Source organism: Lunatimonas sp. (genome assembly GCF_020832325.1).
Lineage (GTDB): Bacteria > Bacteroidota > Bacteroidia > Cytophagales > Cyclobacteriaceae > Lunatimonas.
In genome coordinates this window covers 1-14,139 of sequence record NZ_JAFIEU010000020.1, presented here as the reverse complement: position 1 = coordinate 14,139, position 14,139 = coordinate 1, and the positions used below count along the sequence as shown (strand labels likewise).

Below are 14,139 nucleotides of genomic sequence, written 5' to 3'. Positions count from 1 at the left end.
TATACTTGGAAAATCCGTATAAGTCGCCAAAGTGACAATCGTTTTGTGACTAATCGTGCTTATTTGGTTTTATAAGGTTATGCTTCGCAATATAGTTTGCTTTTAAAATAGATATCCTATTCTGAATTCAATATTTTCTGCCACATGTCCGTGAACTTTCATAGAAGCACCCCCTTGCAAATGGTCGCTTAGCCGATAGAGTAACGTGTATCTCTGGTAAAATGATTTATCCGGCTGGTAATTTTTCGGTTTCCCCAAATAAACGGCCATTCGCTGGTTAAAATCAAATCTCCCAAACAGAAAATGGTGGGAAATATAAAGCCCATGGTTTATTAGGTCGTTCCGTTCGGTGTCCGGATAAAGACTGTGATCTATCGTAGCCTCCCATCCTCCGCCAAAGGCATTGATACTTCCTACCTGCCGGTATGCACCAAGTGACAAGCCAGCGGCAGGGCTGCGGTTATTGGAGTTGGGATTATTTTTCATGGTGCCAGCCACCTCGAGATACGGACGCCATCGATCAGGAACCTCATTGGCCTGATGGTCCGGAAAGTTGGGGTGTTGGAGAAAATAGTGCAGGCCTACACCCAGGGTCGGAAAGTTCATGCCCCGGTTTGGTTGCCGCTGTCCACCATTGGATATATGATTGTAATGCAGGGCCATGCTGCCAGACCATCGATCATTCAGGGTGAACTGAATTCGGGGTGAGACGAATATCAGGAAGCTTAGCGGTGCGGAGAAGAAGGTGTTTTCCGGATTGGAAACCTCGTCGTATACGCGGTTGAGGTAGCTGATCCCCAGACCGGTGGCAAGCGAAATCTGCCATTGCTTAGACCGAAATAGCAGTGGCTCAAAAGAGGTGGAGACGGTCGTTCCATGCCCCAATACCGAAGGGTTGCCAAATTGGTAGTGAGAAAGCTGTACGCCCAGGTAGTGAAAGCAGTTGCAGGCATCCCAGCGTTTTTTGTCCAGTCGCATCCGGTCGTAACTGAGTCGTATGCCAAAGGGGCTGCTCTGTGAAATTGGGATAAGGTCAGCGGCATGGGGAATGATAAATCCGTACTGGATGTCGGCCCCCAAACGGGTAACCGCTTGCTGGGCAATCACGCTTTGGGTGAGGCACAAAAGAAAAATGGCTAAAGCCTGCTTCAACGGATACATGGTTTTAGATTCTATCAATTGCACTGGTTTTTGGACAAAAGGTTTCGTTTACTTGAAATTTATTCCCTGCAAATGTTGTAAATTTTGGGTATACCGATTTACTTTGCAGCATCCTTTTACTTTTAGCGTATCTGGATTTATAAAGAAGAGGTGAGAGACAGGCTCGATGATCCTCTGGCAACCTGGAAAGTCCAAGGTGCCAATTCCTGCCGGGAAATCGTGTTGATCCCCGGGGATATAAAACCTATATATGAAAAAGATTCCTTCCGAACACCTGTATTCTCCCGTATCATTCGGTTCTCTTCTCCAGAAGTATTTCATGTGTATGACACATCCCACTGGTTTTTAGCCACGTGTGTGGGAAGCCTTGGACCTATCGGATATTTTAGTATTTTAAGGGGAAAAATAATAAACCTAAACTCACAAAAACATGTCAAAACAGTATCGTTTCGAAACATTGCAGCTACACGCTGGTCAGGAAGTTGATCCTACTACCAATTCCAGGGCTGTACCCATCTATCAGACCACATCCTATGTCTTCAATTCCGCAGAACACGGAGCAAACCTTTTTGCACTGAAGGAATTTGGGAATATTTACACCCGGATCATGAACCCGACCACCGATGTGTTCGAGAAGCGCCTCGCCGCATTGGAAGGAGGAGTCGCGGCAGTGGCCACGGCCTCCGGTCAGTCTGCCCAATTTCTTGCACTGAACAATTTTCTGACGGTAGGTGATAATTTTGTCACTTCCCCCTTTCTGTATGGTGGGACCTACAATCAATTTAAGGTTGCCTTTAAGCGGTTGGGTATCGAAGCACGCTTTGCAAAGTCTGACAAAGCTGCCGATATCGAAGCACAAATCAACGAACAAACCAAGGCCATCTATGTGGAAACCATCGGGAATCCGGAATTCAACATCCCTGATTTCGAGGCGGTAGCTGCGGTTGCCAAGAAATACGACATTCCTTTGGTCGTAGACAACACCTTTGGTGCCGGCGGATTCCTTTGCCAGCCCATCAAGCATGGGGCCAATGTGGTGACCTCTTCGGCCACCAAATGGATCGGCGGACATGGCACATCTATAGGTGGAATCATTGTGGATGGAGGAAATTACAATTGGGGTAATGGTAAGTTTCCTCAGTTTTCAGAGCCCTCTGATGGGTATCATGGGTTGGTGTTTTCCAATGTGTTTGGTATAGACAATCCGCTGGGATTACCCAATATAGCTTTTGCCATTCGAGTGCGCGTAGAAGGACTGCGTGATTTTGGACCTGCATTGAGCCCATTCAACTCGTTCTTGTTGTTGCAGGGATTGGAAACGCTGTCGCTGCGGGTACAGCGTACGGTGGATAATGCCCTCGAACTTGCCAAGTGGTTGGAAAGCCATCCGTCGGTGAAAAAAGTAAATTACCCCGGTCTGCCTTCCAGCCCCTACCACAAAGAAGCCAAAAAATACCTGCAACACGGTTATGGCGGAGTGTTGAGTTTTGAGATTGAGGGAGAAAAAGAAACTGCATCCACCTTTATTAATAACCTGACACTAATCTCTCACTTGGCAAACGTCGGTGATGCAAAGACCCTGATCATACAACCTTCTGCTACCACCCATCAGCAGTTGACCGACCAAGAGCAACTGGCAGCCGGTGTGACACCCACGCTGTTGAGAATCTCACTGGGAATTGAGCACATAGAAGACTTGAAAGAAGACCTCCAAGCAGCTTTTGATAGCTTGAAATCTTAAAAATGAACGTTACGCATCCGTACATAATCAGTGAAATGACCCAAGAAATTTTCAGTTGTGAAGAAGGGCTTACGTTGGAGTCGGGGGAGAATTTCCCCCAATTCCAGCTTAGCTATACCACACAAGGTCACCTTTCTCCCCGGCAGGACAACGTGGTCTGGGTGCTGCATGCACTTACCGGCGATGCAAATGCCCACGAGTGGTGGTCCGGGCTGATCGGGGAAGACAAGTTTTTTGATCCCACCAAACATTTCATTGTCTGTGCCAACCTGCTGGGTTCCTGTTACGGATCCACGCAACCTTTAAGTATCAATCCTACTACTGGAGAACCGTACTATTACGATTTTCCGCAGCTCACTACGCGCGATTTAGCCGCTGCCTTTGACAAGTTGCGCATGCATCTGGGTATTGCGCAGATAGATACCCTAATCGGAGGGTCGCTAGGCGGGCAGGTGGCACTGGAGTGGGCCTATACATTGAAGGATAGTTTAAAGCATGCGGTAATAGTCGCTTCAAACGCGAAAGCATCTCCCTGGATCATTGGATTCAATGAGTCTCAGCGCATGTCCATTGAATCTGACAGCACCTGGGGTCAAAAGAGCCCCGATGCGGGCAAGCGTGGGTTGGAAGCGGCCAGAGCCATAGGTATGTTGAGCTACCGTCATCCACAGACCTTTATACAAAGCCAAAGCGAAACCGAGGAAAAGCGGGACAACTTCAAAATCAGTAGTTATTTGCGCTATCAAGGGAAGAAACTGGCCAATAGGTTCAATGCACTGTCTTATTGGGTATTGAGCAAGGCCATGGATAGCCACGACGTGGGTAGGGGAAGAGGAGGCACCGCAAAAGCTCTATCAGAAATTCCCTGCAAAGTTTTGGCTGTTGGCGTGGACTCAGACGTGCTTTTTACAAGTGAGGAATCCCGCTACATCAGTAGGCATGTGCCTCGGGGGAATTATCGGGAAATTCACTCCATCTATGGACACGACGCTTTTTTGATTGAGTTTGAACAGCTAAATTATATCCTTACGTCCTTTTACTTGGAAACTATTCGCTGATCGCCCAAAGGCGTTATCCAGCGGAAACACTATTCAGTGGATTGTACTTCGGAGGGATTCGATGAAAAGTATACCACTTTGAAAAAAGACGCGGAATTATCGGTACACGGGTTTTGTTAGCTAGGTTCAAACTGCCGATGAACTCCCATGGAACAAACGCCACAATCTGCCGTAGGCAAAGGCTGGAAGCTACAGCATTCTTATAGATCCCTGCCGGATAAATTTTTCGCGAACCAAGAGCCGCAACCGGTAAAGGACCCTGGTATGGTGCTTCTTAACGAACCCTTGGCAGAGTCCTTGGGGCTCGACTTTGAGGATTCAGAGGAAAAGGCATTGGCCCAGTTATTTGCGGGGAATACGTTACCCCCCGGTAGCTTGCCCATTTCACAGGCTTATGCAGGCCATCAATTTGGAAATTTCACCATGTTAGGTGACGGTAGGGCGGTGTTGTTGGGTGAACAGGTAACACCGGATGGCACACTGTGGGACCTTCAGCTAAAAGGGTCAGGCCGCACGCCTTTCTCCCGGAGGGGAGATGGCCGAGCAACGCTTAAATCCATGCTACGAGAATTTTTGATTTCCGAAGCCATGCATGGCCTGGGAATTCCCACCACCCGTTCGTTGGCGGTAGTGAGCACGGGAGAGCCTGTATACCGGGAGCGGGTTCAGGCCGGTGCAGTACTTACCCGGGTTGCCAAAAGCCATATCCGCGTGGGTACTTTCGAGTACGCCGCGCAGTATTTGGGCAAGGAAAACCTAAAGTCACTGATGGATTACACCGTGCAGAGACACTATCCCCATGTTGCGAGGCAGGAGTTCCCAGCGCTCGCTTTTCTTAACGAAGTGATAGGCCAACAAGCGACCTTGATAGCCCAATGGACGCGAGTCGGTTTTATCCATGGGGTAATGAATACCGATAACATGAGCATTGCGGGAGAGACTATCGATTACGGGCCCTGCGCGTTTGTAAATGCCTATCATCCGGATACGGTGTTCAGCTCTATCGACACGCAAGGAAGGTATGCCTTTGGCAACCAATCCAAGGTGGCATTGTGGAACCTGTCTTGTCTGGCGAGTTCATTGCTGCCCTTAATCCATGAAAACAAGGAAAAGTCCATCACGATGGCCAAAGACTCGGTGTATTCGTTTACAGATAGATACAAGGAACGCTATGAAGACATGATGGGAGCGAAACTTGGCCTCGATACTCCGAACGAGAACGATAGGCAACTCATTTCGGATCTCATGGATACCTTGGTTGAATTGAAGTTAGATTATTCTCATACTTTTCTTTTTTTGCAGGGAGATTTCGAGCCGGAGGAACCGTCCGGTTTCTACCACCCCAAGTTTCAGGAATGGCAGATGCGGTGGACGAAACGAGTAACGGCGGAAGGAAGACCTTTGGAACAGGTGCAGCAGTTGATGAGGCCCCACAACCCCCAGGTGATACCCCGTAACCATCTGGTTGAGGAGGTCCTGGATCAGGCAGTAAACGGAGATATTCGTCCATTGTACCGTTTATTGGAGGTGCTCCAAAATCCCTATCAGGTAGACAGCACGCTGAAGCCCTATCAATCGATACCGGCAGTTGAGTGGGAGAGGGGGTACCAAACGTTTTGCGGTACATGAGTTCCTACGGGGAGTGGATGATTTCGCTTGCAGGGCATCGCTTTAGGCGATCTTCGTGTTTTAAGTGGATGTAAATGAATGTTTTAGGTTGTTAGTATGTCAATCAGGTCGGAACTAATACCGATTTTCTTAGCCTTTACGAATCCAAGTCATTAATTTGGATCTTTACTTTGTTCCACCTTTTGAAATTCATGTATGGATCTCTCTAACTTGTTTTCACTTTCTGAGAAAGTAGCCATTGTCACAGGCGCCAGTAAGGGAATTGGCTTGGCCACAGCCGAGATATTTGCCGCAGCCGGGGCAAAAGTCGTTATCAGTAGCCGAAAGCAAGAGGCATTGGATAAAGTTGTGGAGGATTTGACAGGCAAAGGGTATGAGGTCACAGGTATTGCCTGTAATGTAGGTGATTCCGAGGCACTCCAACACTTGGTGAACAGTACATTGGAGAGGTACGGACAAATTGATGTTTTGGTGAATAATGCTGCAACAAATCCTGTTTTTGGGTTGGTTCACGAAACCTCGCTGGAGGCATTTGATAAAATTATGAATGTGAATGTTCGGGCGGTATTTCAATTGATGAATCTTTGCTTTCCTTACCTGATCAAATCCACGAGATCATCTGTGATCAACATCAGTTCCATTGGAGGTCTTTCTCCCGAGGAGGGGCTGGGAATATATAGTGTGAGCAAGGCAGCCTTACTTTCTTTAACCAAGGCCTATGGGAAAGAATGGGCCGGTCACCAAATACGGGTCAATGCCATTTGTCCGGGACTGATCAAAACCAAATTTTCCCAAGCCCTTTGGGATAATCAAGCTATCTTGGATAAGATGATGGAAAGACTTCCGATAAAGCGGATAGGGCTTCCAGAGGAAATCGGTGCCGCCGCACTTTATCTTGCCTCCGATGCCTCTGGCTACACCACAGGTGCCGTTTTGACCGTGGACGGAGGTTTTACCGTATAGCAATCAATTCAAACTAAACCACATGGAAATACGCAATGTATGTATCGTCGGGGCAGGTACCCTAGGTAGCAGGATTGCAATGCAATGTGCCCTATCGGGGTACCGGGTTAGTATCTATGACGTAGATGCCCTGGCCTTGGAGCGCTCCTCGAAGTTGATGCGAAAGCTCTTTGGTCAGCTTTCCAAGTTGGAGATGGACTTACCGGAGGATCAAGAGGGGGTAATGGCTGCCATTCGGTTTATCCCACAGTTAGAGGAAGCCGTGCTTGATGCAGACCTTGTGAGTGAAAGTGTGACGGAAAACTTGGACATCAAGAAACGTGTATGGGCCGAATTGGGGGCAATTGCCCCGTCCAATACACTGTTCACAACCAATACGTCTTTTTTGCTGCCGTCGCAGCTTGCAGGTGCTACCGGGAGGCCGTCTTTGTTTTGTGCGTTGCACTTTCACGACGTTTTTTATGCCCGGCTCGTGGATATCATGCCCCATCCGAAGACAGATCCAACGATTATTCCTGTGCTGGAAGCGTTTGGGCGAAGCCTTAACCAAGTGCCGGTCGTAGTGAAAAAGGAATATCCCGGCTACCTTTTCAATACCATGCTGATGTCTTTTATCCATGCCGCCGGAAAGCTGCTGACCAGGGGTGTGGCGAATGTAGAGGACATCGACAAGTCTTGGATGGTCAATTTCCACATGCCCATTGGTCCCTTTGGAATTTTGGATCAGATCGGTTTGGATACCGCTTGGCATGTGACCAAAAACAATCCCGATAAATATACGCAGGCTTTTGCGGACCTGTTGGCAGGATATATGGAAAAAGGCAAGCTGGGAGAAAAATCCGGAGAGGGATTCTATACCTATCCCCGTCCCAGATACAAAGACAAGGATTTTCTGTATTGAGGTAAGCCTTTCACAAAAGGAACAAATTACCGCAGGGAGTCTTTCAATTTCCTTATTTTTGCTTTTAACCAAATAGAAATAACTAATTATAGACACATGAAAAATCAACTTCCTGGACGGGGACTTGCTTCCCTGTTTATTTTTTTCGTATTGAGTGCTTGTGGTGGGGAACGGGCAGAGACTGCCAATGATGCCGAAAGCACTTTAGCCCCCGAGGTGGAATTAAGCAGATTAGAACAAGAACACCTGACGGAACTGGTGGACTATGCAGATAGTGTAAATCGGGGCTTAAGAGAGGATACCGAACGAGGAAGTGCGCGGCTAGAGGTTCAGAGCAAGGTTGGTAACACCGCCGTCACCATCAACCATGGATCGCCTGGTGTTAGAGGCAGGGTTATTTGGAACGGGCTCGTGTCCTACGATCAGGTTTGGGTAAGCGGATCCCATTGGGCTACGGCTGTGACTTTTTCCAACGATGTCATCGTAAACGGTACCGATATTCCGGCGGGAACCTACGCGTTTTTTACCATTCCCGGTCGGGAAAAATGGGAACTGATTATCAACGAGCGGTATGATCAGCACCTAGCCGAAGAGTACTCCCAGTCAGAGGACCTTGTACGGGTCTCGGTCGAGCCTATTCCTTTGGAAGATACCATGCAGCGACTTAACTATGCGGTGGAGGAAAGAGGTCCCAAGCAGGGGGTCATAGCCCTGAGTTGGGATAAAATTAGGGTTGAGATGCCTTTTGAGGTGAAGTAAGGGCAGGTTCCTTCGCAGGTGGTGGTCGGATAGACAAAACATTTATATTTTAAGGTGGTTTGAAGATGACTCCACCAGCTCCAGCATGTTGGGGTGTGCAAATAATTGAGTTAACCATGAAAATAGGAGGGAAGGATGGGTAAACATGCATATGATGCGGTAGTTGTGGGTTCGGGTCCCAACGGCCTTGCTGCGGCAATTGTGTTGCAATCGAAAGGTCTTCAAGTACTGCTGGTAGAAGGCAAGGACACCATAGGAGGGGGGATGCGGACTATGGAGCTCACGCTACCGGGTTTTCACCACGATGTCTGCTCTGCCATACATCCCATGGCCGTAGCGGCTCCCTTTTTCAAGACTTTGCCGCTTCAGAAATTTGGCCTAGAGTTTTTGCATCCGGAAGTCTTGGCTGCCCACCCATTTCCGGAAGGAGCCGATGCAGCGGTGTTGCTGCATTCCTTGGAACAAACTGCGGATCGGCTTGGACGGGATAAGCAGCGATACCTTTCGCTTATTGGCCCCATACGCGACAAATGGGCCGAACTCTCAGGCGATTTTTTGGGGCCGCTGCGGTTCCCAAAAAACCCGTTAGCATTGGCTTCTTTCGGTTTGAAGGCACTTCAGCCGGCCAATTTTCTTTCCAAAACCTTTCGAGAAGAATCAACACGCGCGCTATGGGCTGGAATGGCAGCGCACGGTATTCAGCCCTTAACCAACCTTGCCACTTCCGCTATAGCCCTCGTGCTGTTAACGGCCGGACACCATGGGGGCTGGCCTGTAGCCAAAAGAGGATCCCAGTCACTGGCCAATGCGCTCGGTGCCTATTTCCAATCGCTGGGAGGAGAGATTCGCACAGGGCATATGATACACTCCATCGATGAATTGCCCCCTGCAAGAGCCGTCCTCTTTGATGTGAGTCCCCGGCAGCTACTACAGATTGCAGGCGACCGTTTTTCGAACACCTATAAATGGCAATTGGGGCGGTATAAATACGGTGTCGGGGTATATAAAATGGACTTCGCACTCGATGGGCCTATTCCTTGGAAAGCTGGAGATGCCCGGTTGGCGGGTACGGTGCATCTTGGCGGAAGCTTGGAAGAGATCGCCCATTCTGAGTCTATCATCTGGCATGGCCGCTATACCGACAACCCCTACGTCTTGGTGGCGCAGCAGAGTTTGGTAGATGATACCCGCGCCCCAAAAGGAAAACATACCGCCTGGGCATACTGTCACGTACCTGCCGGATCCACGAGGGACATGTCAGCTATTATCGAAAATCAGATTGAAAAATATGCGCCGGGCTTTAAGGACCTGGTGCTCGGGCGCCATTCGATGAACAGCGAGGACTTGGAGTTGTATAACCCCAACTACGTGGGAGGGGATATCAATGCAGGGGTGCAGGACATCACCCAGATCTTCACGAGGCCTGCCTTGCGTGTTTCCCCTTATCGTACATCTGCCAAAGGAATCTACATATGTTCCTCCTCCACTCCTCCTGGAGGCGGCGTACACGGGATGTGTGGATATCATGCTGCCAGACAGGTGATCAAAGATCTCTTTTGAGTGTTTTTTTACCATATTGCTCCAATTGATTTTCCACTTTTGAATTTATTTGGGCTGACAATAAGCAATTTACACTAGAAGTCTATAAAATCTATAGGGAATACGTGTAAATAAAAAATTATTGTGTAAATTTGTGGTGTTGAATGAAACAATGCGATCAGATTTTCAGTACTAATAAACGTAAGTAACGATGGGAAGTAACTTGGCAACCTCAATTGATGATAACGGTAACTCTTTAAATCCGGGCCTATTCTTGGACAAAGAAGAGATGGAGCGGGAAGTGTTGTCTGCTGGAGAGGCACTTGAGCGACAGGGTGTTAGACTGCTTGGGCGGCAGGCGGCTGACAGGGGTAATTACTCTGAGGTAACCTTTGAGCTTTCCGAGCGCTTCCAGTCATTGTATGGTGTATTGAGGGGGCTAAGCGAGCTTTACAGAAGCCCGGTCGCCTATATCCGCAGCAATCACAGCTACCATAATTTTACGTTACATTTCAAAGCAGAAGCTAAACAGGAGGTAAAAGCTTTCTTGGAATCGGTGTTTACGGTCTTGGAGAAGGAAATCCATTTCAAGAAAGTGCTCCACAAGGTTATTTCCATTCAACGAAAGCACGAGCAGGAAAACGAGCTGTTGTACAAGCAGTTGTTTTAAAAATCAGCATGAGTACAAATTGAGTAGAGGCTGTCCGAGAAGGGCAGCCTTTTTTTGAAGTGTCCAAGGAGGAGGATTCACGCGCAAGAACCAACTAAGCCCGCTACGACCGGCAGGGCCGGGTGACCGAGACCGGGGGATTGCCGAGACGGAATCTTCCGGGGCGCTACAGTCCATGCTCGTAGGTGCCACCTTCCCCGACTGCGGCACCTACGGCTGCGGGGAGGAGTGCAGGACAGTGCATACCGATACAGGTGCACAGGACACGAGAAGGACGATGAGTAAAAAGGCCCCGACAGAAGCTACAACATTGATTTTAGGTAGTATACAAACAACCAAAAAGCCAAATAGGAATTTTTGTTTCAAATCCACATAAGGTGATGAATGCAAGAATATAAGTGTTTTTTAAAGATGCGACCTGTTTGGTGCCTTTGGTGCTACCTCCGAACTGGATTTCCATGCATAGTCAGGAATAAATAAGGAAAAGTTGACTGATTTTATAACTAAATAGTTAATTTTAATATCGCTTGCTTTTGCTGTCTCAAAACACCTACGCAAGTGAAAATATGGGGTCTAAAATGTCTGAATGGTATTTAAAGTTTAGGTTAGAAACTTTGTCAATAAATGTTGCAGGAGTAGTTTTGGCCAACGTAATATTTTGAGAATTTGTTTCTACTCGTTTTCTGGATTTTCGTCCGAGTCCAGATTTGCCTCCGAATCTGAGGTTATGATTTTATTTTCAGGATATCCAAAAGCCTCATAAATTTGAGCCTGTTCTTTTAAAGTAACCAATCCGTTGGAAAGTTGAATGTTATTTTTCTTAAGCCATCTGGTCAACGTTTTGGCAGATATGCCATATTCATCTGCGATTTCCAATCGTGATTTAGCCCGCTGTGTCATAAAAGTCTGTAATTTGGGTTTAAAGAGTATAATTTTCGAAATTTATAAAATTTTTATAATACGACAAATGATTGGCTTATTTAGAACGCAATTATTTTTAAAATCGTAGCTCTCTTCTAATATTATATTTTAGAATTTTATAAAAATGTTTTTTAGTGTCCAATAATGTCCTTTTTTGTCCTGTTTTTTATTTTTTTATTTATTTAGTATTTCGTAATTTTATCCAAACAAAATTTTGAATGGTAACGAAGTATATTTTTAATCATTTAACTTCAATCAGATGGGTGGGAAAACTTAGTAGGATGTCCATGTTTTTTTTACTTGTCGGGATTTGTACCATTGCTTTTCTTCTAACGTTCTTTAACGGGTTTCAACTTGCATGGGATGACACTTGGCAAGTGCTGGAAAACCCGCTGATACAGGATTACTCTACACACACTATCCTATTTCATTTTACGCATTTTTGGCAACAACAATACTCACCTGTCAATTCACTATTCTACTGTATAATTGTATGGCTATTTGGAATTGAGCCAGCAGCATTTCATACGGCATGTCTTTTCATTCACTTGGCCAATACTATTTTGGTATTTGAAATCACTAAAAAACTAGTCTTGCAATTGCTCCCGCATGAGGCAAACTCTAAAACCATTGGTTATGCTTTTTTTACGGCTTTGATCTTTGCTATCCACCCGTTGCAGGTGGAATCGGTGGCTTGGATCAGTGCTTCCAAAATTCTGTTATATGCGTTTTTTGCGTTAGTGGCACTTTTGTGCTATATACGATATGTCCAAACTTCCCATTTTCTTTGGTTAGCAATCACTGTTTTGGCATACGTTTTGGGTTTTGGTTCCAAAGAACAGGCCATTATACTTCCCCTCAACTTGTTTCTTTTTGATTATATTTTCGGTCGGTTTGAGGGGTTGACATGGAAGAATGCCATGTTCTCCAGAGTAATGCTAGAAAAATCTGCTTTTTTACTATTGGCCATGGCATTTTGGTATTTCTCTTGGGTCAATAATACCGGGTCAATCCAAGTTGTGGGAGGATATCCGTTTTACCAAAGAATTTTATTTGGCATGCATAGTCTGGTGGAATATATTTTCCGCTTTCTGTTACCTGCCAAACTTTACTTCTTCCATCCATTTCCAATATCTCCCGGAGAATTACTACCTCCTTTTTATTATGGATACATTTTGATAGTGGGTATTATAGGGTATTTTGTATGGGAGAATTATTGGAATGGAAACCGATTGGTGGTTTTTGGATTTTTGTTTTTCTTGATTAACCTGCTTTTGGTGCTCCATATCATTCCCTTACCCCGACCGGTAATTACCGCAGACCGCTATATGTATCTTAGTTTGGTGGGGATAGCCTTGGTGTTGGTAAGTAAGTTGGATCAATGGTTGTTTTCCCGAAACACTCGATATCAATTCCCCTTAGTAGTAGTGTGTCTTACATGGTTTATTTTTTTGGGGGTGCACACTTTCTTGAGAACGGGCGATTGGAAAGACAGTGAAACAGCCAAATCCAATGTGAATGAAATTATAGAAAAAAGAAAAGCCCAAGAACCCGATAACCTCTTTAACCTTATAGAAAATGAATAATTATTTAATATCCATTGTTGTCCCATGCTACAATGAAGCGGAAAATATTCTGGCTCTGATGGCCCGTGTTGACACCGTTATCCGGGGTTATAATCACGAGATCATTTTGGTCAATGACGGAAGCCAGGATTATACCCAGAGGCAAATTGAGCTTGCTTCATCCGGGAATAAACATATTAAGTATCTTAGTTTTTCCAGAAACTTTGGGCATCAGGCCGCATTAAAGGCAGGTATAGACCATGCAAATGGTGACTGCATTATCACCATAGATGTGGATATGCAAAAGCCGCCAGAGGCAATTCCTGAAATGATAGCCCTATGGCAAGAGGGTAATGATATCGTGACCGCAATAAGCCAAAACGAAGGGCAGCCATCGATATTCAAACGCTGGACATCCTCGGGATACTATCGGGTTTTATCTTGGCTGGCTGATCATAAAATAATTAGAAACGGAGCAGACTTTCGGTTGATTGATAGAAAGGTAGCTGATATTATCCGCAGCCTCCAGATTCAGAACATCTATTTGCGGGGTATTTGCTCCTGGGTTGGCTACAAGCAGGCGATTACCTATTACCGTGAGGAAGGAAGATATGCAGGTACTACCAAATACAGCCTAGTCAATATGCTGAATCTGGCTAGCAACGGCATTACTTCTTTTAGTATTAAACCTCTCAGATTTGCTTTGGCAGTGGGATTGATTTTTGCGTTTCTGGCATTTGGTTATGGATTGTATGCGGTGATTATGGTCGGGGTGGGAAAGACGATAACCGGGTGGGCTTCTGTAGTAGCCAGTGTGGTGTTCCTGTGCGGCGTGCAATTGATTGTCTTGGGAGTAATAGGTGAGTATATAGGGAAAATATACCAGGAAGTAACCCAGCGCCCCAACTATCTTGTTTCTAAAACCAACATTTCCATACCCAGTAATTTCCGGTTGGAAGCGAGGCATAATTTGAATTCAACAGAAAGGAGGCCAGCTATGACCTAATCATTTAGGTATTTTCGATTCCCCAGATAGAAGGGAACCGAAGACGTGAGTGGAGACGAAATTACCACGATTCCTAAAATAATCTTATTGAATTAGGCATTTTGAAAATGGCTAAAATCTACCTACATTGCTCTGAAACACGGTTTTCATGGAAAAAAGGTATAAGAGTCTCTCCATATTCGAATTTCAGGAGAAGTTTCCCTCGGACAGGGAATGCTATAAGTAT

12 protein-coding genes and 1 riboswitch are annotated in these 14,139 nt (G+C 46.1%); of the genes, 10 read left to right on the top strand and 2 right to left on the bottom strand.

The features are described from left to right. Positions 1–102: 102 nt before the first annotated feature. Complete coding sequence (locus tag JJU34_RS07760) at positions 103–1,152, bottom strand: acyloxyacyl hydrolase (RefSeq protein WP_228691771.1); 1,050 nt, start codon at positions 1,150–1,152, stop codon at positions 103–105. Positions 1,153–1,295: 143 nt separating this feature from the next. Continuing rightward, positions 1,296–1,405, top strand: a riboswitch (SAM riboswitch). A gap of 186 nt (positions 1,406–1,591) precedes the next feature. On the opposite strand from JJU34_RS07760, the gene JJU34_RS07755 reads away from it, so the two are divergent. The 8 genes from JJU34_RS07755 (at position 1,592) to JJU34_RS07720 (ending at position 10,421) form a co-directional block, all read left to right on the top strand. Continuing rightward, complete coding sequence (locus JJU34_RS07755; RefSeq protein ID WP_228691770.1) at positions 1,592–2,902, top strand: O-acetylhomoserine aminocarboxypropyltransferase/cysteine synthase; 1,311 nt, start codon at positions 1,592–1,594, stop codon at positions 2,900–2,902. 2 nt (positions 2,903–2,904) lie between these two features. Then, a complete protein-coding gene (gene metX / locus JJU34_RS07750; RefSeq protein ID WP_228691769.1) occupies positions 2,905–3,960 on the top strand; it encodes a homoserine O-acetyltransferase in 1,056 nt (351 codons plus the stop codon). 147 nt (positions 3,961–4,107) lie between these two features. Beyond that, positions 4,108–5,589, top strand: a complete 1,482-nt coding sequence (locus JJU34_RS07745) for a protein adenylyltransferase SelO (protein WP_228691768.1) — start codon at positions 4,108–4,110, stop codon at positions 5,587–5,589. Between the two features lie 195 nt (positions 5,590–5,784). Next, positions 5,785–6,552 (top strand): glucose 1-dehydrogenase, encoded by a 768-nt coding sequence (locus tag JJU34_RS07740; protein ID WP_228691767.1) that lies wholly within the window; start codon positions 5,785–5,787, stop codon positions 6,550–6,552. Positions 6,553–6,574: 22 nt separating this feature from the next. After that, positions 6,575–7,453, top strand: a complete 879-nt coding sequence (locus JJU34_RS07735) for a 3-hydroxyacyl-CoA dehydrogenase (RefSeq protein ID WP_228691766.1) — start codon at positions 6,575–6,577, stop codon at positions 7,451–7,453. A gap of 96 nt (positions 7,454–7,549) precedes the next feature. Then, complete coding sequence (locus tag JJU34_RS07730; RefSeq protein ID WP_228691765.1) at positions 7,550–8,212, top strand: DUF2911 domain-containing protein; 663 nt, start codon at positions 7,550–7,552, stop codon at positions 8,210–8,212. Positions 8,213–8,347: 135 nt separating this feature from the next. Then, positions 8,348–9,772 (top strand): NAD(P)/FAD-dependent oxidoreductase, encoded by a 1,425-nt coding sequence (locus JJU34_RS07725; RefSeq protein WP_228691764.1) that lies wholly within the window; start codon positions 8,348–8,350, stop codon positions 9,770–9,772. Between the two features lie 190 nt (positions 9,773–9,962). Continuing rightward, on the top strand, positions 9,963–10,421 hold the full coding sequence (locus JJU34_RS07720) for a hypothetical protein (RefSeq protein WP_228691763.1): 459 nt from the start codon (positions 9,963–9,965) through the stop codon (positions 10,419–10,421). Between the two features lie 672 nt (positions 10,422–11,093). Here JJU34_RS07720 and JJU34_RS07715 read toward each other — a convergent pair. Next, positions 11,094–11,321: a helix-turn-helix domain containing protein gene (locus JJU34_RS07715; protein ID WP_228691762.1), complete on the bottom strand. Its 228-nt coding sequence runs from the start codon at positions 11,319–11,321 to the stop codon at positions 11,094–11,096. Between the two features lie 308 nt (positions 11,322–11,629). Between JJU34_RS07715 and JJU34_RS07710 the strand changes: the two genes are divergently transcribed. Continuing rightward, the gene (locus tag JJU34_RS07710) at positions 11,630–12,928 is read left to right on the top strand and encodes a hypothetical protein (RefSeq protein WP_228691761.1); all 1,299 of its coding nucleotides are present in this window, start codon (positions 11,630–11,632) and stop codon (positions 12,926–12,928) included. Then, positions 12,921–13,913, top strand: a complete 993-nt coding sequence (locus JJU34_RS07705) for a glycosyltransferase family 2 protein (RefSeq protein ID WP_228691760.1) — start codon at positions 12,921–12,923, stop codon at positions 13,911–13,913. Before JJU34_RS07710 ends, JJU34_RS07705 begins: the two co-directional genes overlap by 8 nt. Positions 13,914–14,139 lie beyond the last annotated feature (226 nt).